A 21,346-nucleotide genomic window follows, 5' to 3' on the forward strand; every position below is an offset into this window, starting at 1 on the left:
AAACCGTGCCCGAGAATCACAAATTCACAGAACCTTTTACGGACAGAAACGGCCACTATCTTAAAGCAGAATGTGAGAACTGCTTCGGTTTGTGCTGTGCCGCCTTGCCTTTTTCAGCTTCAGTTGATTTTGCTATGGATAAAGCAGCCGGCCAGCCGTGTCATAACCTACAATCAGACTTTCGCTGTGGTGTACATACAGATTTAAGAACACTAGGATTTCGTGGTTGTACGGTATATGACTGTTTTGGCGCTGGGCAAAAGCTCTCTCAGGTTACATATACTGGTGAGGACTGGCGAACGAATCCAAAAACTGCGAAGCAAATGTTCGAGGTATTTCCGGCCATGTGGCATTTACACGAATTGTTATGGTATCTAAACGAATCTTTAAACTTAGAAGTCACCCATACTATCCATGTTGAGCTGCAAGCAGCACTCGATGAGACGGAACAACTCACTTTACTTAACCCTGAATCCCTACTAAAAGTAAATGTTGACGCTCATCGAGCAAAAATAAATCTGTTGCTGCTGCAAGTCAGTGAACTTGTACGTACTGAAGCTCGCCGTAAACTAAAAAAATCTTCGAGAACTTTCAGCCGGGGTGCCGATCTTATTGGTGCTAACCTCAAAGGTGCTGATCTCAGAGGCGCCAACTTACGTGGAGCCTATTTAATTGCTGCAGATCTTAGAGATGCTGATCTTAGAGGTGCCGATCTCATAGGAGCAGATTTCCGTGATACTGACCTTAGAGGCGCTAATCTAACTGAAAGTATTTTTCTAACTCAAGCTCAGATTAATGCGGCGAAAGGCGATGACTATACAAAATTACCGCCAGCACTCTCCCGCCCTGAACAATGGTATTCGGTTTGAGTTATAGAAATTAATTCAGCTGTGAAAAGATCGCTTGGATACGAGTAACTGCTTCGACTAACTCTAGGACCTCTTTTCCTGCTGTGTTTCTTTCTAGATACTCCACCCTTCCCTGTGTTGCTTCCTTACCAACCACTAGCGTTACAGGTATACCAATCAAGCTTGAATCCTTAAATTTAACGCCAGCACGTTCATCCCTATCATCCAGCAGCGTCTCAATACCGAGCTTAGTAAGCTGAACATATAGATCCTCTGCAACTGCCAGTTGCTCCGAGTCCTTAAGAGACATTATCAAAATATGAACCTGATAAGGTGCCAATGCAACTGGCCACATGATTCCTTGATCATCATGATTCTGTTCTACAATCGCGGACAATAGACGTGAGATCCCAATTCCATAACAACCCATGATCATAGGCTGACTTTTGCCAGAACGATCTAAAAAGGAAGCTCCAAGCTTCTCACTATATCTGGTACCTAATTTAAAGACATGCCCAACTTCTATTCCTTGTTGAAAATGAAGCACGCCATCCTCGCATTGTGGACAAGCTTCACCTTCTGCTACATTGCGGAAATCCCCCACATGTTCAAGCCCAAAATCTCTACCCGGTACAACATTACGGAAGTGATAATCTTTTTCTCCTGCTCCCGCAATCCCCTGGGTCATTCCAGACACTGTAGCATCAACTAGTACAGGTAGTGTCAAACCCACCGGCCCCACAAACCCACTCTCTACACCCGTTAAGGATTTCACAGCATCATAGTCAGCAAGCTTAATCTCCGTCGCACCTAAATATTTACTCACTTTTATCTCATTTACTTCATGATCTCCTCGAACCACTACAGCAAAGAATTGTCCGTTTCCTTCATAAATTAGTGTCTTCATCACTTGTTCTGGCTGGATATCCATTTCCTGCTCTAATTGATCAATAGTACGAAGATCAGGGGTGTGGAATTTCTCTAACACAGATAATTCGAAGTTCATTTCTTTCTTATTAGACTGTATGGCTTCTGCCTGTTCCAGATTCGCTGCGTAATCACAAGAAGAACAAACAGCAACCGTATCCTCCCCGATATCAGCCAGTGCCATAAATTCATGGCTGCCCCCTTCTCCGCCAATTGCACCAGAATCTGCATGAACAGCTCTGAACTTCAATCCACATCGCTTAAATATCCGGTGATAAGCATCGAACATTTGGTGGTATGATTTATCAAGTCCTTCTGAGCTTATGTCAAAAGAGTACGCATCCTTCATCAAGAACTCTCTACCTCTTAGCAATCCAGAACGTGGTCGCCGTTCATCTCGAAACTTAGTCTGAATTTGATACACGGTAACAGGAAGCTTACGATAGGAGCTGATCTCATTCCGCACAAGTGTGGTTACTACTTCTTCATGCGTTGGACCGAGAATGAATTCCCGCTCATGACGATCTTTAAAAGTCATCAACTCCTTACCATAAACATCATAACGTTCTGATTCCTTCCAAAGTTCCGCTGGCTGCATGGATGGCATTAAAATCTCCTGCGTTCCGGAATGATCCATCTCCTCTCTCACAATCGCTTCTATCTTCCGCAGAACCCGCCGTCCAAGTGGTAAATAGGTATACACTCCCGCAGCTAATTGGCGGATATACCCCGCACGCAGCAATAACTGATGACTGATTGTCTCCGCCTCCGAAGGCACCTCACGAAGAGTTGTTAATAATAAATTGCTTTGTCGCATCTTAAATACCCTCCCCAAAAATTATCTCTCTAAATGCAAAAAGACACATTCGTCAGGGACGAATGTGTCGTGATACCACCCTTATTCAACTGCCAGCTCAACATACAATCCATTCTGATTTGGCAATCCTCAAATCGGATAACGGTCGATTCCGGTAGCGGGTTAGTAGATACTATCGCTACAGCTACCAAGGCAGGATACCACTCACACGTGTTTGAGGAACCTTTCACCCGGTGGGTTCCCTCTCTGTTCTAACGCTTCTTGAATCGTAGATCCTTGTTCAATGCTTTTATCATGTGAATAATGTATTTAATTTATAGGATACTGATATCTATGTCAAGCATCGCTTTATTTAAAAAACCGTTTTTCCAGCAGGTAAACTGCTTTTGAAACGGCTTATTATACAATTATTATCTTAACGTTTTAAACAAGAACGGTTGACCCCATCAAGTATTTATCCACTTCACGTGCAGCTTCGCGACCTTCGTTGATAGCCCAAACCACCAAGCTTTGACCGCGGCGCATATCACCAGCAGCAAATACTTTGTCTACGTTCGTATTGAATTTACCATAACGTGCTTTCACATTTGAACGACGATCTGTCTCAAGATCAAGCTCTTGAATAATATCTTGTTCTGGGCCATCAAAGCCAATGGCAATCAGAGCAAGTTGAGCAGGATATACAGCTTCGGTGCCTGGAACCGGCTGATAGATCTTACGACCTGTCTCATCCACAATCCGGCGGATTTGGACGGTGTGAAGTTCTTTCAAATTCCCCTCTTCATCACCAACAAATTTAGTGGTCATGATAGAGAACTCACGCGGATCATCCCCAAAAATGGCTTTGGCTTCTTCTTGCGCATAATCCAGCGTGTATACATTCGGGAATTGTGGCCAAGGATTAGCTATCGGATCACGTTGTAACGGTGCTTTTTCATGTGTACCAAATTGAGTGATACTGCTGCAGCCGTGACGAAGCGCAGTGGCAACACAGTCAGAACCTGTATCCCCACCGCCCAAGACGATCACGTCTTTACCTTCAGCGGACACATAGTTGCCATCCTCAAGGTTGGAATTCAAATAGCTCTTAATCGTACCATTTAAATAGTCCATAGCATACATTACACCCTTAAGCTCACTACCTTCAACGTTAAAGCGGCGTGCCTTAGTAGCTCCACCACACAGAACGACTGCATCATACTCATCAACAAGTTGCTGCGCAGGAATATCCTTACCAATCTCTGTATTCACTACAAAATTAATACCTTCAGCGGCTAATAAATCTACACGACGTTGCACAACTCTCTTATCGAGTTTCATAGTCGGAATGCCATATGTGAGCAGACCGCCGATGCGGTCACTGCGTTCAAATACAGTTACAGTATGTCCAGCCTTATTAAGTTGTGCAGCTGCTGCGAGTCCAGCAGGCCCAGAGCCTACGATTGCAATCTTCTTGCCTGTACGTTTCTCTGGAGGATTAGGTACAACCCAGCCTTCTTCAAAACCTTTATCAATAATAGCTAGCTCTATGGTCTTAATGGTTACCGGCTGTCCAATTAGACCCACTGTGCAAGAGCCTTCGCAAGGAGCAGGACAAATACTCCCAGTAAACTCAGGGAAATTATTAGTCTTATGCAGGCGTTCCAATGCTTCTTTCCAGAGTCCGCGGTACACCAAATTATTCCACTCCGGAATTAAATTGTGAACTGGACAACCTGAGGTTCCTCCAGCCATATCAATTCCTGTATGGCAATAAGGAGTTCCGCAATCCATGCAGCGCGCTCCTTGTGTCTGAAGCTCGTCCTCGGATAAATGATGGTGGAACTCCTCCCAGTCTTTTACCCGCTGCTCAGGATCCCGATCCCCTGGGAGCTGCCGTTTATACTCCATAAAACCTGTAGGTGTAGACATGTTTACGTTTCCCCCATCCGTTCTCTTCGTGTTGAAGTATAGTACATTGTAGCATATTGCGGCTTCGTATGGTCGTGAGCAGCGCAATGAAGTACCTGCACATTCTATACCTGTAGATTATCATTTCTAATTTTAATTATAGTAGCACTCATTACTTTTGCACAGTAATGGATTAATCTACTGTTTTTTTGTACTATTTCACATGTTATGTCAGAGAAAACGTTTTATTGCTATTCCGTACGTTCATAAACAAGAAAACGGTAATCATACGGATTCTTCTCATCACGTATTCCCTTCTTATTGGAAATCTCTTTCCACACACTCCAGTCAATATCAGGAAAGCGGGTATTCCCTTCAAAATCCTGTTCAATTTGGGTTAACAACAACTTGTCAGCATAAGGTAACATCAGTTTGTAAATTTCTGCACCACCGATTACCATCAGCTCATCGTCTTTTCTACCCTCTCTGAGAGCCTCCTCAAGCGTGTTTACAACCTCTGCGCCTACAGGAGCATAATCTGTATCTCTTGTCATGATTAAGCTTGTTCTGCCCTTCAGAGGCTTCCCTCCAAGGGAATCCCACGTTTTGCGGCCCATAAGCATTCTCTTTCCTAGTGTCTCTGCTTTGAAATAAGCGAAATCCAGCGGTAAATGCCATGGCATATCATTATCTTTTCCAATGACATGATTGGTGCCCATTGCCCAAATTAAAGTAATACTCACGAAACACGCTCCTTCCTGCCTATAAAGAACAAAAAATCTTGATTTATGACAATAATGTTATACTGCGATCGGCGCTTTAATCGAAGGGTGCGGATTGTACCCTTCAATAACTAGGTCTTCCAGCTCGATATCAAAAAGTGATTTCTTATTTGAATTAATAACCAATGTAGGTAATGGTCTTAAGTCTCTTGATAATTGCTCTTTAACTTGTTCAACATGATTTGAATAAATATGTGCATCACTAATGCTATATACAAACTCGCCTACTTCTAGACCACACTCATGTGCTATTAAATGAGTAAGTAATGAGTAAGAAGGGATATTGAAGTTAGCTCCAAGAAAAGAGTCCGCACTGCGTTGCAGCAAGTGACAGCTTAATTTACCATTTGCAACGTAGAACTGGAACATAACGTGGCAAGGTGGTAACGCCGCTTTACTCCCTTTTGCCCCAGCATTTATAACATCTTCTGGGTTCCATGCGCTAACAATTAATCGACGGGAATCAGGGTTTGTTTTGATCTGATGAATAACATCTTGTAATTGGTCAATGGATTCACCTGTAGAAGATGTCCAATTTCGCCATTGCTTACCGTAAACATTCCCCAGGTCACCATGTTTCGCTGCGAACGCATCATCTTCTAAGACACGATCACAAAATGCTTTCATCTCTGCTTGATAAACTTGATTGAAATCTTCATCAATTAAACAACGATTCCCGAAGTCTGTCATATCTGGACCAGTATATTCATCTGATTCAACCCATCTTTTGAAAGCCCATTCATCCCAAATATGATTATTGTTTTTCAGGAGATAACGGATGTTTGTGTCGCCTTTAATAAACCATAATAATTCACTTGCGATTAAGCGGAACGGTGTACGTTTTGTTGTAAATAGTGGGAAGCCTTTTGATAAATCAAATCGCATTTGATAACCAAATACACTAATTGTGCCTGTTCCGGTACGATCTTCTTTTGTCACACCGTTATCTAAAATATATTGTAGAAAATCCAAATAGGTTTGTTCTAACTCATTCGTCAATTTACTGCACCTCCGTAATATTTCACCTCATATATTATATCTGAAAAATTCGATTTTTGTAGGAGGTAAGATATTTTTAAAATTTATTTAATAATATGAGGAGTTCACTACTCCGATATCCTTAACTCTACTCTAACCCCATACGCACGAAGTGAGGCTTGTCCACCTATAGGGAAAGTAATCATAGGAGATGTATGCCCAAAATCCACGTCCGCAATGACAGGAATATCTGATAACTCTTCTTTCGATGTTATGATTTTGGTCAACAAATTCTTTGTCATGCGTGATCCTTGTTGGAATCTGCCAATAACCATTCCTTTGACATGCTGAAAATCTGGTTGATGAATCAGTGATTGTAAATCCCTATCAAAGGTTACAGGCGATGATTCATAATCATCCTCGAGAAATAAAATCGAATTATTTAAACTAGGCATATACTCCGTTCCCTGCAAAAGATTTAACGTACAAAGGTTCCCGCCGATAATCGTCCCTTGCGCTTCTCCATCATTGATAATGTATGGACCTTCATTTCTGATAAACACACGGTTCTCCTGATCCAAATACCACTCATCATCACTCCAATGCTTAGATGGCCTTACCAATATTTCTTTATTGTCCATCATCAGCTTGCGGAAATATTGGGTGGTATATTCATTGTCGTGAAGCATAGCGAAGCTTGAAAAATGCGGTCCGGAATAAGTAACTAATCCTGTTTTGGCATAAATTGCATTACTTAGAGCCGTAATATCTGAATACCCGCATAATCGTTTAGGGTGCTCTGCAATCAGTGAGTAATCGATATAACGTAGCAGTTGATTGCTATTAAAGCCACCAATAGTCGTAAGAATTCCTTTAACATTCGGATCTAAAAAAGCTTCATGCAAATCCTCTATTCTAGATTCAATTGAAGAGGAAACAAACTCATCCTTCTCAAAGGAATTTACGGAAAATGATATCCGAAATCCTAATTGCTGTAGCTGCTCTTTGGCAATTTTCCTTTGTTCAGCAGCAATTAATGACAGACTTCTGGCAGGTGAGATGATCCGCAACTCATCACCAGGCTTTAACTTATTGGGTTTCATCATTTGTCCTCCCTATATAAGTTTTTTAAATACGGATGATTGATTTTTATAGTGTATTCGCTCAATTTGCTTCATCTCCTTCCATTATATCTATTTTCAAAAATAAGTGAAAAACTCAAAAAGGCGAAACGCAAATGCGTTCCGCCTTTTTTGTGCCTGCTAGAGCAATTGGGTAGAGAAATTATTTCATTACGTGAATAGGATGACCTTCAACCAGTTCAGCAGCTTCCATGACGATTTCGCCAAGGGTTGGATGCGCATGAATAGTCAAAGCGATATCTTCAAGTGTTGCGCCCATTTCAATTGCCAAACCAAGTTCAGCGATCAAGTTAGAAGCTTCGATACCAACGATTTGTGCACCAAGCACAAGGTTGTTTTCGGAGTTAGCAACAATTTTGATGAAACCTTCTGGGCTGTTCAAAGATACGGCGCGGCCATTCCCTGCGAATGGGAACTTGCCAGCTTTCACTTTGTAGCCTTTGTCTTTTGCTTCTTTCTCTGTTAGACCTACGCTAGAGCACTCAGGATCTGTAAACACAACTGCTGGGATGACTTTGTAGTCAACAACAGATGTAAGTCCTGCAATCGCTTCTGCGGCAATCTTACCTTCGTAAGAAGCTTTATGTGCCAATGCCAGACCTGGAACAACGTCGCCGATAGCGAAGATGTTAGGAATGCTTGTGCGACCTTGGTGATCAACTTTGATCAATCCGCGATCGTCAAGCTCTAGACCGATCAGATCCAGACCAAGTTCACCGTCTGTGTTAGGACGACGGCCTACAGTAACAAGCAAGTAATCCGCAGTTACTTCTTTGGATTCGCCACCAACAGAATATTTCACGGTAACTTCCTTGTCGTTCTGTACAGCACTTTCAGCTTTAGCGTTAGTTACGATTTCGATGCCAGTTTTGGCCATGTTCTTCGCAACAAGACGAGTCATATCTTTATCGAAGCCTGGAAGTACAGTATCCAATCCTTCAATGATTGTTACTTTAGTACCAAATTTGGAGTACATTTGACCAAGCTCAGCGCCGATGTAACCACCACCGATTACGATCATGCTCTTTGGAATTTCTGGAAGTTCCAGAGCTTCAGTCGAAGACAAAATGCGTCCACCGAATGGGAAAGGTTTCAATTCAATCGGACGGGAACCTGTAGCAATGATACAGTGCTTGAAGCGGTAACGTGGGGATTCATGATCATTGAACACACGCGCTTCTGTGTCGCTGATAAACATGCATTCGCCGTTAAATACTTCAATTTTGTTGCCCTTCATCAAGCTAGTCACGCCGCTAGTCATTTTCTTAACTACGCCGTTTTTGAACTCTTGAGTTTTGGCAAAATCCACTTTAACGTTCTCAGCTGTAACACCGAAAACTTCACCATGCTTAGCAGATTCGAACTGATGTGCAGCAGCAATCAGTGCTTTAGAAGGAATACAACCACGGTTCAAACATACACCGCCGAGTTCCGATTTATCCACGATGAGGACCTTTTGGCCGAGCTGGGCGGCACGAATTGCCGCCACATACCCACCAGGACCTGCACCAATGACCAATGTGTCAATATCTAGAGAAGCGTCTCCTACTACCATAATTATACCTCCATAACCAGCAGCTCAGGATTATTGAGCAGCGATTTAATGTAGTTCATAAAGTTTTGAGCAGTCGCACCATCGATAATACGGTGGTCAAAGCTGAGTGACAACGCCATTACAGGAGCAACTACGATTTCACCATTCTTCACAACTGCTTTTTCACTGATACGGCCAGTTCCGAGGATAGCCACTTCAGGGAAGTTAATGATTGGAGTAAAGAACATACCGCCAGCAGAACCAATGTTACTGATAGAGATCGTGCTGCCTTTCATTTCGTTAGCAGACAATTTACCGTCACGACCACGAACTGCAAGGTCAGTGATGCTGCTAGCGATCATCCAGATGCTCTTACGGTCAGCGTCTTTGATAACTGGAACAATCAAACCGTTAGGTGTATCAGTAGCAATACCGATATTGTAGTATTTCTTGTAGACAATTTCGCCTGCTTCTTCATCAATCATAGCGTTGAGTGCTGGGAATTGACGGGAAGCTGCAACCAATGCTTTAACGATGAACGGAAGGTAAGTAACCTTAACGCCTTTTTTCTCAGCGATTGGTTTCATACGTGTACGGAATGCTACCAGTTCAGTAACATCTACTTCGTCCATAATGGTAACGTGCGGTGCAGTGTAAGCCGATTTAACCATTGCATTGGAGATCGCCTTACGAATGCCCTTGAATGGTACACGTTCTTCTTCAAGACTAACATTACCGCTCGCCGCTGCTGCTGGTGCTTTAGCTTCGGTCTTAGCAGCCTTAGGAGCTTCAGAAGCTGCCGCTGCTGGTGTTGCAGATGCTGCTGGTACTGAACCGCCTTTCAGGAATGCTTCAACGTCTTCACGAGTGATTTTGCCGCCTTTTCCAGTTCCGTTCACTTTAGAAATATCCACTTTTTGCTCACGAGCAAATTTGCGAACGCTAGGTGTAGCCAATACATCACGGTCAGGAGCTGGTGCTGCACTAACAGATCCGCTTGCAGGGGAAGAAGTTGTATCTGCACTGCCTTTTGCTACATCTGCTTCTGCAGCTGCATGACCGGCTTGTTCAGGAACGTCACCTTCTGCAGCAATGATAGCTACAACATCGCCGACCCGGCATACTTGACCGTCTTTAGTCAGAACTTCCAATACAGTACCGTTCACTGGACAAGGAACTTCAACTACCGCCTTGTCATTTTGAACTTCCATGATAATATCATCATCGGTTACTTTGTCACCGGCTTTGATATGCATTTTGATGATTTCACCTTCATGCAGACCTTCACCCAGTTCTGGGAACCGATATTCAAAGTTCGCTGATTTAGCATTCGCAGGAGCTGGTGCAGCAGGTGCAGGTGCAGCAGGAGCTTCTTCAGCAGCATGACCTTCTTGCTCAGGTACATCGCCCTCAGCTTCGATAATTGCTACAACTTCGCCAACACGGCATACTTGACCGTCTTTAGTCAGAACTTCCAACACAGTACCGTTCACTGGACAAGGTACCTCAACTACCGCCTTGTCATTTTGAACTTCCATTACGATATCATCATCCGTTACCTTGTCACCGGCTTTGATATGCATTTTGATGATTTCACCTTCATGCAAACCTTCACCTAGTTCAGGGAATCGGTATTCAAACTTTGCCACTTTGAAAACCTCCTTGTGAAATTGGGACTGACCTTATGATTAGAATTTAGAAGAAGAAACGACGTTGTCATCCTATATAGGATGACAACCGTTTCTCATAGAATTTTTTAGAAATCCAAAACTTTCTTCACGCCTGCAATGATACGCGCAGGGTTTGGAAGCCATGTATCTTCAATTTGTGCGAATGGATACACTGTGTCAGGTCCTGCGATACGAAGCACAGGCGCTTCCAAGTGCAGCAATGCTTTTTCATTAATTTGTGCAATAACCTCAGCAGCAACACCGGAGCTCTTTTGAGCTTCTTGTACTACGATAGCACGATTAGTCTTCTTCACAGACGCTACAATAGTGTCGATGTCGATTGGACTTACAGTACGAAGGTCAATAATTTCAACGTTAATGCCTTCTTTTTCGAGTTGCTCGGCTGCTTTGGTAGCTGTATGTACCATCAGCCCGTAAGTAATGATCGAAACGTCAGTACCTTCACGAACTACATTAGCTTTGCCAAGTTCAACAGTGTATTCACCTTCTGGTACTTCAGCACGGAACGCATGGTAAAGGTTCAAATGCTCCATGAAGAATACAGGGTCATTGTCGCGAATAGACGCGATAAGAAGTCCCTTAGCATCATATGGGTTTGAAGGAATTACTACTTTAATACCCGGGCTTTGTGCAATCAAACCTTCAAGTGAGTCTGTGTGAAGCTCAGCAGCCTTAACTCCGCCACCAAAAGGAGTACGGAATACGATTGGAGCATTATATTTACCGCCAGAACGCCAACGCAGACGTGCCGCTTGAACGACGATCTGATCAAGTGCTTCAAAGATAAAACCTACAAATTGAATTTCTGCAATTGGGCGGAAGCCTTGTACACCAAGACCAAATGCCAAACCACCGATAGCGGACTCAGCTAGTGGAGTATCAAAAATACGATCTTCGCCAAATTCCTTTTGCAGTCCTTCCGTTACACGGAAAACGCCACCTACATTACCAACATCCTCTCCGAAGATAAGAACGTTAGGGTCACGATTCAGTTCAACGCGCATCGCGTCGCGGATCGCTTCTTTCATATTCATTTGTGCCATTGCCTGATATCCCCCTTATTCAAAATCGGCTTTTTGCTCTTCCAGATGTTTAGGTGTTACTTCGAACATGCTGTCGATCAAGCCAGGTATTGTCATTTTTTCGGTTTGTTCAGCTTTTTTAATCTGCTCGTTAACAGTAGCTTTCGCTTCGTCTTTCACGCGCAGCGTATCTTCTTCAGTCCAAAGACCTTTCTTCTCCAAATACTTGGCAAGACGGTTAATTGGATCCTTTTCACTCCATTGTCCTTCTTCTTCTTTCGAACGGTATTTACTTGCATCGTCAGAAAGGGAGTGTGGACGGAAACGGTAAGTTACAGCTTCGATCAATGTAGCACCTTCACCATTACGTGCACGCTCAGCAGCGTCACGAACAGCACTGATTACCGCAAAGATGTCCATGCCGTCAACTTTGATTCCCGGAATACCAGCTGCAACCGCTTTGTGAGCGATCGATTTGGAAGCTGTTTGTTTTGCGAACGGAGTCGTAATCGCGTAACCGTTGTTTTGAACAAAGAAGATAACAGGCAGTTTAAAGCGACCAGCAAAGTTCAAGCCTTCATAGAAGTCGCCTTCAGAAGAACCGCCATCACCAGTGTAAGTAATTGCAACACTCTTTTGTTTCTTCAATTTAAAGCCCATTGCAATTCCTGTAGCGTGCAGGATTTGCGCGCCGATGATAATTTGTGGCATCAATACATTAACGCCATCAGGAATAGCTCCACCATGTTGGTGTCCACGGGAATATAGGAATGCTTGGTACAATGGAAGTCCGTGCCATACTAGCTGCGGAATATCACGGTAGCCTGGGCATAAGAAGTCTTCTTTTTCCAAAGCGAATTCGCTACCAATCATAGTAGCTTCTTGACCGGATACCGGTGCGTAAAAACCAAGACGGCCTTGACGACCAAGATTTACTGCACGATCATCCCAAGTACGGGTAAATACCATACGATACATAATTTCTTTCAGTTGATCGTCGGTTAAATCAGGCATTTTATCCTTGTTGATAATTTCTCCATCCGGGGAAAGTACCGTTAGAGCCTCGACGTCCTCTGTATACACTTCATAAGGAACTTTACTCATTATCTTCACCTCAATAAAAAAATTTGAATATCAGCTGCCTCTGTTATAATATTATTATACACCTGTTTGGTTACTTTCGTCAAAGAAATACTTATAAAATTTATATTTCTTTAAATTTTGTATGTATAACAGGTGATATATTTTTATATAACAGTTTAAAGCTTTTGGAACAAGTAAATGATTAATCACACAGTTACTCAGCTATTTATTTTAGAGCAAACCGTTGTGTATTGCAAAATTCGACAAGAAAGGTGACGTGGCAACTATGAGCGATTCTGTTTTTCTGAAACGCACAATTGTAAAAGAAACGCTTTGGAGTGAACATCTGCAGGAGGAACGCAAATTACGCATCTATCTCCCTCCCGGCTACAACGAAGTCTTGAGCTATCCCGTTGTGTATTGCCAAGACGGAGAAGAATTCTTTAACTTTGGCCGCATCGCTACACTTGCTGGACGTCTTATTATAGAAGAAGACGTGGAGCCCTTCATCATTGTTGGTGTCGAAGTAGACGTCGCTGTTCGGACTCAAGAATATGCGCCGTTTGGCAGCAGATTCAAGCAGTACTTATCTTGCTTTTCCGAAGAGATTATTCCCTTCATTGAACAAAAATATCCTGTACGCCGTACTCCGGACGAACGAATCCTAGCAGGTGACTCTCTTGGGGGCAGTGTATCGCTCCATCTTGCACTTGCTTATCCTGCGATCTTTACACGTATCATCAGCCTTTCCGGGGCTTTCTATCCTGAGTCCCGCGAAATGCTGGCCAAAGAAGAGGATCTTTCCTGGCTCAACATTAATATGGTCGTCGGTCTTCAGGAAACTGACTACAAAACGGATACCGGCATTTATGATTTTGTTCAGATGAATCGAGAAACTAAAACATTGCTTGAATCACGCGGAGCAACCGTATCCTACCGAGAGAAGGACGGACGTCATCTCTGGGGATTTTGGCAGAAAGAGCTACCAGAGTCTCTACTCTATTTCTTAAACGCATAATGACCAGTTGATAGTAGTAAATAGTGAACATCTAAAGAACAGTATGTAGATTACTTGTTTGCGCTTACAGTTTAATCCAGCAACTTTCCTCGATTTACCATATGAATCATAACGAGAAAGCTGTAATCCAAATTGGGTTACAGCTTTTCTCTTATCATTCTTTCCAGCAATATGTCACAGCCCGCGTTGATCAAGTCATACACCTGTTCAAAATTACCTGTAAAATACGGATCTGGTACTTCACGCAGTTCCTCCTCAGGCAATAAATCCATGAAGAACATTAGATCAGCGTCATTTCCTCCTGGAACCTTTCGAACATTCTCTCCATTAGACTTGTCCATACAGACGATATAATCAAATTTTTGAAAATCTTCACTGCTAACTAGACGCGCCATCATATTCTCATAGCTAATACCATTATGATCAAGGATACGTCTCGTTCCTTCATGCGGTTCTTTCCCAATATGCCAGTCACCAGTTCCCGCAGAGTCTACAAGAATCTTGTCTGATAATTCTCGTTCATGAATCTTATGCCGTAGAACAGCCTCCGCCATCGGTGATCGACAAATATTACCTAGACATACAAACAGTACTCTTACGATTTTCGTTCACCTCCTGGTTGTTAAACCTAAAATATATGTGAAATTATACTCAAAAGATCACACACTCTCATTTTAGCGTTGTCGAGGTCAATTGTGCAACCTTTCGATCTGCATTATACTGGACAGGATACTCAACTAGAGGTTTAAGAGGAGGAATGGATGTTATGTCATCCAAACGCGTCGTTATTTTTGCCGGTGGTGAATTATCTCCGGATTATTTCGATCTATTAGATGAAGATGATTTTATTATCGGTGCGGATCAAGGGGCATTGTTTCTCATTTCACACGGATATACACCAGATATAGCAGTAGGTGATTTTGATTCCGTTTCGCCTGAGGCACTTCAAGATATTGAGAACCTAAGTAAAAAGACCGTCACCTGTGATGCCGTGAACAAGGATTTAACAGATAGCGAGATGGCACTCGATATTGCAATAGATCAGCAACCTGATTCTATTCTACTATTAGGTGTTACAGGGACTAGAATTGATCATTCTCTGGCTAGCATTCAAATGATGACAAGAGCCCTTCAACGTCAAATCAACTGCTACGTCATGGACACTCATAACTATATAACCCTTACAGGATCCCAGGCTGTTATCAACGATTTAGGCTACACCTACGTTTCTTTGCTACCCTTAACCCCAGAAGTATCGGGGATTACCATTGAAGGTTTTCAATATCCATTGACTGACGCTACGCTGAAGCTTGGACAATCTCTTGGCGTAAGTAATAAACTGATTTCATCCTCAGGAACGGTTTCCATCCGAAGTGGATTGTTGCTGATTATTCAGAGTAAAGATTAATTACATATGGCACATGTATAACGTAAAAATGCTCCCTTTTTGCATTTTAGAAACATCATTGTAACTTTTATAGCAAATTGAAAGAAGCCGAGAAAATCCTTATATACCAAGGGTTTTTCGGCTTTTTTTATGTCCTGACAGATTAAATTATTAATTTTTTGTAACTTTTAATGAATTTTTAATATAACGCTTCCAACCCATACCCAGCCTCACTTTATTGCACCTCTACCATTTTTTATGTAATAGATAACCTGCTATACTACGAATCAGGCAAGCAAGACAGACAAACACAACAACAAAGACTAACACCTTGGAGGTACTACAACATGAATAAACAACAATGGATTAAAAAAGCGATTGTTATAGGAATGGTTACTACAATGGGCTTAGGAACAATGATGGCAACAGGCGTAGGAGCAACTAAAGTTGAAGCTGCTTCGGTGTCTAAAGCTCAAAGCATAGTGAATCTCGGAAAGAAATATATGGGAGTGCCTTACAAATTCGGTGCATCCACATCTACTACTAAAGTTTTTGACTGCTCTTCTTTTACTAAATATATCTTTAAACAATATAACGTAACACTGCCTCGTACGGCTGCAGAACAATCCAAAAAAGGAACAGCCGTATCTAAAGCGAATCTTCGTGTAGGCGATCTCGTATTTTTCTCAAGCGGTAGCAGAGCAACTGGCAAAAACGTTACTCACGTAGCTGTTTATGCCGGCAACGGTAAAATTCTGCACACTTACGGTAAGCCAGGTGTTACGATTTCCGATCTTAACTCCGGTACTTGGAAAAAAACTTATTTAAAGGCTCGCCGCGTACTGTAAACAACGGCTCTGTAGTAGAGTTCAAACTATAATAGAGAAAAAGTCTCAGGATGTGGTGCTGCCTTCGGGCGCCCTCATTACATATCCTGTTCCGCGAACAGTATGAATTAACTTGTTCCGGTGACCTTTATCAACTTTCAAACGGATATGTCTAATGTAAACATCAACAACATTCGTATCTGCGTGAAATTGGTAACCCCATACTTCCTTAAGTATCTCGACACGGGAACATATCATTCCCTGATTTGCAGCGAGATAATACAATAGATCAAATTCCTTGGGCGTCATCTTTAACTCGATCCCTTCGCGACTTACAAATCTGCGACTGGGATCGAGCATTAAACCATCGACTCTCAGCAGTTGATTTAAATTTCGACGCCGTCCAGTAAGGGTTAATAAATTTAGAATTCTGTACTTGAATTCACCGGTATGTAAAGGCTTGGTCATATATTCATTACCCCCGGCTGAGAATGCCGAAACCGCCCCAGTTCCAGATTCAGATTGTTCACCGGAAATCACCATTACCGGGAGTATCATCCCCTCTGCTCTTACAGCGGAAATAATATCCCAGCCTTCCCAAGTCCCCACCTCGTATAACTCAGCAAGCAGCAGTACCGGTTCTACTTTTGATATGGTTAAGCGGAGATCCTCGGGATCTTCGCTTTTTGTTGCTTCAAGTCCAATATCTTGTAGCACACTTTGAATAACGACTCGATCTTCTTCGCTACTAGAGCTATCAGCCATATACCATATTATTTGCTCAATCACAAAGCTCCCCCATATCTATATGACTTGCAATAGCAACACTGCGGTACTTATAGAATTCCCGGAAAACAAAAAGACCATTCCTTAGAAATGGTCTGAACCCTATTTAGCGCTTCTTTATCCGAAATATCGATGATAAAAACTTCTAGCAGCAGCAATATCTTTAGTCCCATGAATTAAGGCTCTGCCATCCGCAAAAATAACCATTCGATAAGGCCCTTCTATAAAAGAAACCAGATAAGCATTGCTGTCCACGCTTCCGCTTCCTAAACGAGACAAACGATTCGCAGTTTCCTGCAAGTTAAGCTTCTGTGGTCTCGAAGGACGGATTTGTACGGTATCTCTCCCGCATAGGACATCGCTTCGCTCGGTATTTGCTGCCGTAAGATAGGGATAAATCGGATGACTCCCACAAGAAGGGCAGTTTTCCTTTTTGGCAGCCTTCACTCCAATCTCATGATGTTCATTCCGCCACACATCGAACGTTAATAATTTGTTTCTTAATTGTGTTTTACGCTTTCCCAGTAGCTTTAGCGCCTCTGTAGTAGCATTTGCCGTAACTAATTGTACAGCTTGCGGAAGGATACCTACAGTATCACAGGTGTCCCCCCCTATAGGTACTGTCCCTAAGAGACAATGGAGACATGGGGTTTCTCCTGGCAAAATCGTATATGTTATTCCATAACTGCCTACACATGCACTATAGACCCATGGGATACCGTGTTTTTGTGCCATATCATTAATAATGAGCCGAGTATCAAAATTGTCCGTACCGTCCATGATTAGATCAACCCCAGAAATGAGCCCTTCCAGCTCTTCTGCACGGACATCAATAACGTGGGATTCAATAACAACCTCAGAATTAATCTGTTGAAGTCTTCTCAGCGCAGCGGCAGCCTTTGGCATCCGTTCTAGTGCATCTGCCTCGGTATAGAGCTGTTGCCTTTGAAGGTTACTCCACTCTACATAATCACGGTCAGCTAAAATAATCCTCCCGACCCCGCAGCGTACCAGCGTCTCTGCAATTCCGGTACCAAGCGCACCCGCTCCTACTACTAATACACTAGACTGCGCGAGCCCTTGTTGTCCTTCTTCACCAAATGGCGCAAACCGCACCTGACGAGAATAACGGTCTTCACGCTCCTCTGTATGGATCAATTGATTCCCCTCCCTGTATCCAAAAACCGGAGAACAGCAGATAGTCTGCTATTCCCCGGAAAGATGTTGATTCTAAACTTGTACAGCTGACCACTGCTCTACATCCCAAATTTTCGTAACCCAATCTTCATAGAACTCAGGTTCATGGGAGACCAGCAGGACTGTACCCTTATATTCTTGCAGTGCCCGCTTCAGCTCAGCTTTGGCAATCACATCAAGGTGATTTGTAGGTTCATCGAACAGTACCCAGTTGCTCTCACGCATCAGCAGCTTACAAAGACGTACCTTAGCTTGTTCGCCACCACTCAGCATACTAAGCGGTCGTGTAATATGCTCATTTTTCAGACCGCAACGAGCTAGATGTCCACGCACTTCATTCTGAGTTAGACTAGAAAATTCATTCCATACATCCTCAATAGGTGTAAGATTAGCTGCTTTCACTTCTTGTTGGAAGTATGCTGAATTCAGATAATCTCCAAGATAAGTTTTACCGCTGTATGTTGGAATTACTCCGAGAATGGTCTTTAATAACGTCGATTTACCCACACCATTGCAACCAACGATAGCGATTTTCTCTCCACGTTCAATGGTCATATTCAGCATAGGTAGCAACGGACGGTCGTAGCCAATCTCGAAATCAATGCCTTCAAAGACTGTTTTGCCACTGGCACGACTCTCTTTAAACTTAAAGGTCGGCTTAGCAGCTTCTTCTGGGCGATCAATTCGATCCATACGATCTAATTGCTTCTCACGGCTCTTCGCCCGACCAGATGTGGAGGCACGGGCTTTGTTACGCTGAATGAAATCTTCTTGCTTCTTAATGAAATCCTGTTGTTTTTCATAAGCATCTATATGTTGAATCTTGTTCATCTCAGCCATATCCAGGAATTTCTCATAATTTGCAGTATAACGAGTAAGTTTGCCGAACTCCAGGTGATAGACCACATTTACGACTTTATTCATGAATTCCGTATCATGGGAGATCAAAATAAATGCATATGGATACTGCTTCAAATAGTTAGTTAACCAGTCGATGTGCTCAACATCCAAATAGTTGGTAGGCTCATCCAGCAACAGTACGTTTGGTTTCTCAAGCAGTAGCTTCGCCAACAGGACTTTTGTGCGCTGGCCCCCACTTAAAGAAGCGACATCACGGTCAAGTCCAATGACGGATAAGCCTAGGCCATTCGCCATTTCCTCCACTTTCACATCAATTAAATAAAAATCCCCGATGTCCAGCTGCTCCTGGATGTCCCCCATTTGCTCAAGTAAAACCTCTAACTCTTCAGGAGAAGCGTCCCCCATCTGCTCAGTGATCTTCAGCATTTCCTGTTCCAGCTCTAAAAGCGGCAAGAAAGCGTCCTTCAATACATCACGGATGGTTTTACCTGGTGTTAAGATGGTATGCTGATCCAAATAGCCATAACGGACACGAGGTGTCCACTCTACTCTTCCACTATCTTTCAACAGTTTCCCTGTCAAAATATTCATAAGCGTTGATTTCCCTACGCCATTTGCTCCTACAATTCCTACATGCTCTCCAGGTAACAACCGGAAAGAAACATTCTTAAACAACGTCCGATCCCCAAAATTGTGGGAAACGTCTTCTACACTAAGTAAACTCATAAATTCTCAGCAAGCTCCTATCTATACTTAAATAATGCGTAAACAAGCAAAAATGCCTTCGGCGTCTCCATAGGACGGTAAGCGTTTATACGAGAAATCTAAGAATAAAGTATAGTGTAAAACGTATACTTTATTATATTTTTAAAACACGTATAAATATATATTTTAACACACTTTAGCGCAACACTGAATTAAAAGTTCGTTGAGTGAGCCGTTAAAACATACAGAACCCCTTCATTTAGCATTTTTTTTGAAAAAAACACGACTTTTCACCTTACTAGGCGCATCTAATAATCCCTCAATTATTTCATTAATGACATCCGCCAACTTCCCCTTGGGCTTGAATGGATTTTGTTGAAAAGGAAGTCCATAAACTTTGGCTGTCCCAATAAAGCTTTGTAGCAGCTGTGCAGAGGAGTGTTCAGCGAGCGGTAACCCCACTCTCCAATTCGGTTCAGCCTGTATTCCTTTTCGCCTAATCCATAGAAGTAACTCTTCGATTCTCCAATCTGCACCTGAGGCAATTAGCAGCGGCAGATCGCTATGTTTAAACTCTTCAAGAGCCCCTCCATATTCGCCAGTGCCCAGGTCCAACACCACAAATTCATAGTTTCCTCTCAGTAGATCAGCCATTTCCCTGTTAAAAGAACGATTCCAATAATGTACTCCTTTCCATGAAAAAGCAGATTGTTCGTCAGTATATGGGACAGTTGCAATCTGTGCATATAACAAACTACGAATGCGATCAAAAATCGATGAATTCATAGAACAATCAACCCATGCAGTAGACCCCTTCTGTGCAAGTAAGCTACTCACAGCAAATGAAGTATGTGTTGTTCCAAGACCTGAAGCTACTCCGAGTAAAGCGATAACGATCGATTTTCCCTTTTCTAGCGGAAACGGGACTACTGCTGTTAGATCATTTTCACGGTCCATTTCGGATTCCACACGATCTAACGCCTTAAGAACTGCTCCTGCATTCTGATATCGCTCCTCTGGGCGATGTCTTAATAAGCGTCTTATGATTGGAATAATGCCTGCTGGCATGTAATTATATAGCCGATCCTCCATCCCGTACTCCCAATGGCTACATCGCCCTCCAGTTGCCATATAGAGAATTAATGCTCCGAGCCCGTATAAATCGGATACCGGCTGACTTTGCCCGCTTCCATATTGCTCAGGTGCCGCGAAGCCAACTGTACCAAGCTTAACCGTATCTTCGGATATACCGTGCTTGTAGCTTCGAGCGACCCCAAAGTCAATTAACATCAGTTCTTTTTGCAGCGTCAACATGATATTTGAAGGCTTGAGATCACGATAAATAATCGGTGGATGATGATCATGTAGGTACTGAAGAACCTCTAATAGCTGTCTAGCCACTTTAACGATGAAGTTACATGGCAAAGGTCCGGGATTGTCCTTCATTAACTGATTTAAGCTCACGCCTTCAATATAGTCCATGATTAAATAGGAATACCCTTCTCGATCTGGAAGATAGAAATCGACAATCCGAGGCAGACGTGGGTGGTCTAGAGTGATTAACATATCGGCTTCTGCTTGGATATCAGAATGAAGCTCATCTAAGCACAAGCTTTCTTTTACAGCCCATCGTTTACCCTTTAGGCGCAAATCATCCGCAAGATAAACAATACTCATCCCACCTGATCCAATCAGATCCGTAATTCTGTATCTGTCATTAATAACCTGTCCAATCTTAAGCTTTGTCTCAAAATACAATTTAACTCCCCCTTTTTCGTAAAAAAAAAGAGAAAGCTCCCGCCATTAACGTCTTACCGCAAAATACGGTCACGTTAATAACGGGATGCTTTC

The 21,346-nt window shown here is 42.7% G+C and carries 18 protein-coding genes; 4 read left to right on the forward strand and 14 right to left on the reverse strand.

Features of this window, described 5'->3' with window-relative positions; all coding sequences use genetic code 11:
* Positions 1-5: 5 nt before the first annotated feature.
* Positions 6-869 carry a pentapeptide repeat-containing protein gene (locus tag R50345_RS16445; protein ID WP_042128276.1) on the forward strand — a complete coding sequence of 288 codons (864 nt, stop codon included), beginning with the start codon at positions 6-8 and terminating at the stop codon, positions 867-869.
* A gap of 10 nt (positions 870-879) precedes the next feature.
* Here R50345_RS16445 and R50345_RS16450 read toward each other — a convergent pair whose 3' ends face one another.
* The 9 genes from R50345_RS16450 to pdhA all read right to left on the reverse strand — a co-directional run bounded on the left by R50345_RS16450 (position 880) and on the right by pdhA (position 12,735).
* Positions 880-2,592, reverse strand: a complete 1,713-nt coding sequence (locus R50345_RS16450; protein WP_042128278.1) for a proline--tRNA ligase — start codon at positions 2,590-2,592, stop codon at positions 880-882.
* Positions 2,593-3,015: 423 nt separating this feature from the next.
* A complete protein-coding gene (locus R50345_RS16455; protein WP_042128279.1) occupies positions 3,016-4,503 on the reverse strand; it encodes a glutamate synthase subunit beta in 1,488 nt (495 codons plus the stop codon).
* Positions 4,504-4,733: 230 nt separating this feature from the next.
* Positions 4,734-5,225: a dihydrofolate reductase gene (locus tag R50345_RS16460; RefSeq protein ID WP_042128280.1), complete on the reverse strand. Its 492-nt coding sequence runs from the start codon at positions 5,223-5,225 to the stop codon at positions 4,734-4,736.
* Positions 5,226-5,282: 57 nt separating this feature from the next.
* The gene (locus R50345_RS16465; protein ID WP_042128282.1) at positions 5,283-6,263 is read right to left on the reverse strand and encodes a thymidylate synthase; all 981 of its coding nucleotides are present in this window, start codon (positions 6,261-6,263) and stop codon (positions 5,283-5,285) included.
* A 107-nt stretch (positions 6,264-6,370) separates the two neighbouring features.
* On the reverse strand, positions 6,371-7,345 hold the full coding sequence (locus R50345_RS16470; RefSeq protein ID WP_042128284.1) for a S66 family peptidase: 975 nt from the start codon (positions 7,343-7,345) through the stop codon (positions 6,371-6,373).
* A 181-nt stretch (positions 7,346-7,526) separates the two neighbouring features.
* Positions 7,527-8,939, reverse strand: coding sequence for a dihydrolipoyl dehydrogenase (gene lpdA, locus R50345_RS16475; RefSeq protein ID WP_042128286.1), 1,413 nt, complete (start codon positions 8,937-8,939; stop codon positions 7,527-7,529).
* A 2-nt stretch (positions 8,940-8,941) separates the two neighbouring features.
* Complete coding sequence (locus tag R50345_RS16480; RefSeq protein ID WP_042128288.1) at positions 8,942-10,567, reverse strand: 2-oxo acid dehydrogenase subunit E2; 1,626 nt, start codon at positions 10,565-10,567, stop codon at positions 8,942-8,944.
* Positions 10,568-10,674: 107 nt separating this feature from the next.
* Entirely contained in the window at positions 10,675-11,652 is a 978-nt protein-coding gene (locus R50345_RS16485; protein ID WP_042128290.1) for an alpha-ketoacid dehydrogenase subunit beta, read from the reverse strand.
* 15 nt (positions 11,653-11,667) lie between these two features.
* Positions 11,668-12,735 carry a pyruvate dehydrogenase (acetyl-transferring) E1 component subunit alpha gene (pdhA, locus tag R50345_RS16490; protein WP_042128292.1) on the reverse strand — a complete coding sequence of 356 codons (1,068 nt, stop codon included), beginning with the start codon at positions 12,733-12,735 and terminating at the stop codon, positions 11,668-11,670.
* A gap of 265 nt (positions 12,736-13,000) precedes the next feature.
* Between pdhA and R50345_RS16495 the strand changes: the two genes are divergently transcribed.
* The gene (locus R50345_RS16495; RefSeq protein ID WP_042128294.1) at positions 13,001-13,732 is read left to right on the forward strand and encodes an alpha/beta hydrolase; all 732 of its coding nucleotides are present in this window, start codon (positions 13,001-13,003) and stop codon (positions 13,730-13,732) included.
* A 137-nt stretch (positions 13,733-13,869) separates the two neighbouring features.
* On the opposite strand, the gene R50345_RS16500 is transcribed toward R50345_RS16495, so the two are convergent.
* A complete protein-coding gene (locus R50345_RS16500) occupies positions 13,870-14,334 on the reverse strand; it encodes a low molecular weight protein-tyrosine-phosphatase (RefSeq protein ID WP_042128296.1) in 465 nt (154 codons plus the stop codon).
* A 164-nt stretch (positions 14,335-14,498) separates the two neighbouring features.
* Here R50345_RS16500 and R50345_RS16505 point away from each other — a divergent pair, with 164 nt between their 5' ends.
* Together R50345_RS16505 and R50345_RS16510 are read left to right on the forward strand one after the other, a co-directional pair.
* A complete protein-coding gene (locus tag R50345_RS16505) occupies positions 14,499-15,140 on the forward strand; it encodes a thiamine diphosphokinase (protein WP_042128299.1) in 642 nt (213 codons plus the stop codon).
* Positions 15,141-15,466: 326 nt separating this feature from the next.
* Entirely contained in the window at positions 15,467-15,967 is a 501-nt protein-coding gene (locus tag R50345_RS16510) for a C40 family peptidase (RefSeq protein WP_042128301.1), read from the forward strand.
* A 45-nt stretch (positions 15,968-16,012) separates the two neighbouring features.
* Here the strand turns inward: R50345_RS16510 and R50345_RS16515 are convergent, their stop codons facing one another.
* The 4 genes from R50345_RS16515 to R50345_RS16530 form a co-directional block, all read right to left on the reverse strand.
* A complete protein-coding gene (locus tag R50345_RS16515) occupies positions 16,013-16,735 on the reverse strand; it encodes a response regulator transcription factor (RefSeq protein WP_052414627.1) in 723 nt (240 codons plus the stop codon).
* Between the two features lie 114 nt (positions 16,736-16,849).
* A complete protein-coding gene (locus tag R50345_RS16520; protein WP_042128302.1) occupies positions 16,850-17,890 on the reverse strand; it encodes a ThiF family adenylyltransferase in 1,041 nt (346 codons plus the stop codon).
* A gap of 72 nt (positions 17,891-17,962) precedes the next feature.
* Entirely contained in the window at positions 17,963-19,516 is a 1,554-nt protein-coding gene (locus R50345_RS16525; RefSeq protein WP_042128304.1) for an ABC-F family ATP-binding cassette domain-containing protein, read from the reverse strand.
* 234 nt (positions 19,517-19,750) lie between these two features.
* Entirely contained in the window at positions 19,751-21,253 is a 1,503-nt protein-coding gene (locus R50345_RS16530; RefSeq protein ID WP_042128306.1) for a serine/threonine protein kinase, read from the reverse strand.
* Positions 21,254-21,346: the final 93 nt, after the last annotated feature.

The sequence above is a fragment of the Paenibacillus sp. FSL R5-0345 genome (genome assembly GCF_000758585.1).
Lineage (GTDB): Bacteria > Bacillota > Bacilli > Paenibacillales > Paenibacillaceae > Paenibacillus_AQ.

Excerpts from the sequence above, each read along its gene's own strand:
- R50345_RS16450 (WP_042128278.1), bottom strand. The coding sequence starts at position 2,592 with ATGCGACAAAGCAATTTATTATTAACAACTCTTCGTGAGGTGCCTTCG.
- R50345_RS16455 (WP_042128279.1), bottom strand. The coding sequence starts at position 4,503 with ATGTCTACACCTACAGGTTTTATGGAGTATAAACGGCAGCTCCCAGGG.
- R50345_RS16470 (WP_042128284.1), bottom strand. The coding sequence starts at position 7,345 with ATGAAACCCAATAAGTTAAAGCCTGGTGATGAGTTGCGGATCATCTCA.
- lpdA (WP_042128286.1), bottom strand. The coding sequence starts at position 8,939 with ATGGTAGTAGGAGACGCTTCTCTAGATATTGACACATTGGTCATTGGT.
- R50345_RS16485 (WP_042128290.1), bottom strand. The coding sequence starts at position 11,652 with ATGGCACAAATGAATATGAAAGAAGCGATCCGCGACGCGATGCGCGTT.
- pdhA (WP_042128292.1), bottom strand. The coding sequence starts at position 12,735 with ATGAGTAAAGTTCCTTATGAAGTGTATACAGAGGACGTCGAGGCTCTA.
- R50345_RS16495 (WP_042128294.1), top strand. The coding sequence starts at position 13,001 with ATGAGCGATTCTGTTTTTCTGAAACGCACAATTGTAAAAGAAACGCTT.
- R50345_RS16505 (WP_042128299.1), top strand. The coding sequence starts at position 14,499 with ATGTCATCCAAACGCGTCGTTATTTTTGCCGGTGGTGAATTATCTCCG.
- R50345_RS16510 (WP_042128301.1), top strand. The coding sequence starts at position 15,467 with ATGAATAAACAACAATGGATTAAAAAAGCGATTGTTATAGGAATGGTT.
- R50345_RS16525 (WP_042128304.1), bottom strand. The coding sequence starts at position 19,516 with ATGAGTTTACTTAGTGTAGAAGACGTTTCCCACAATTTTGGGGATCGG.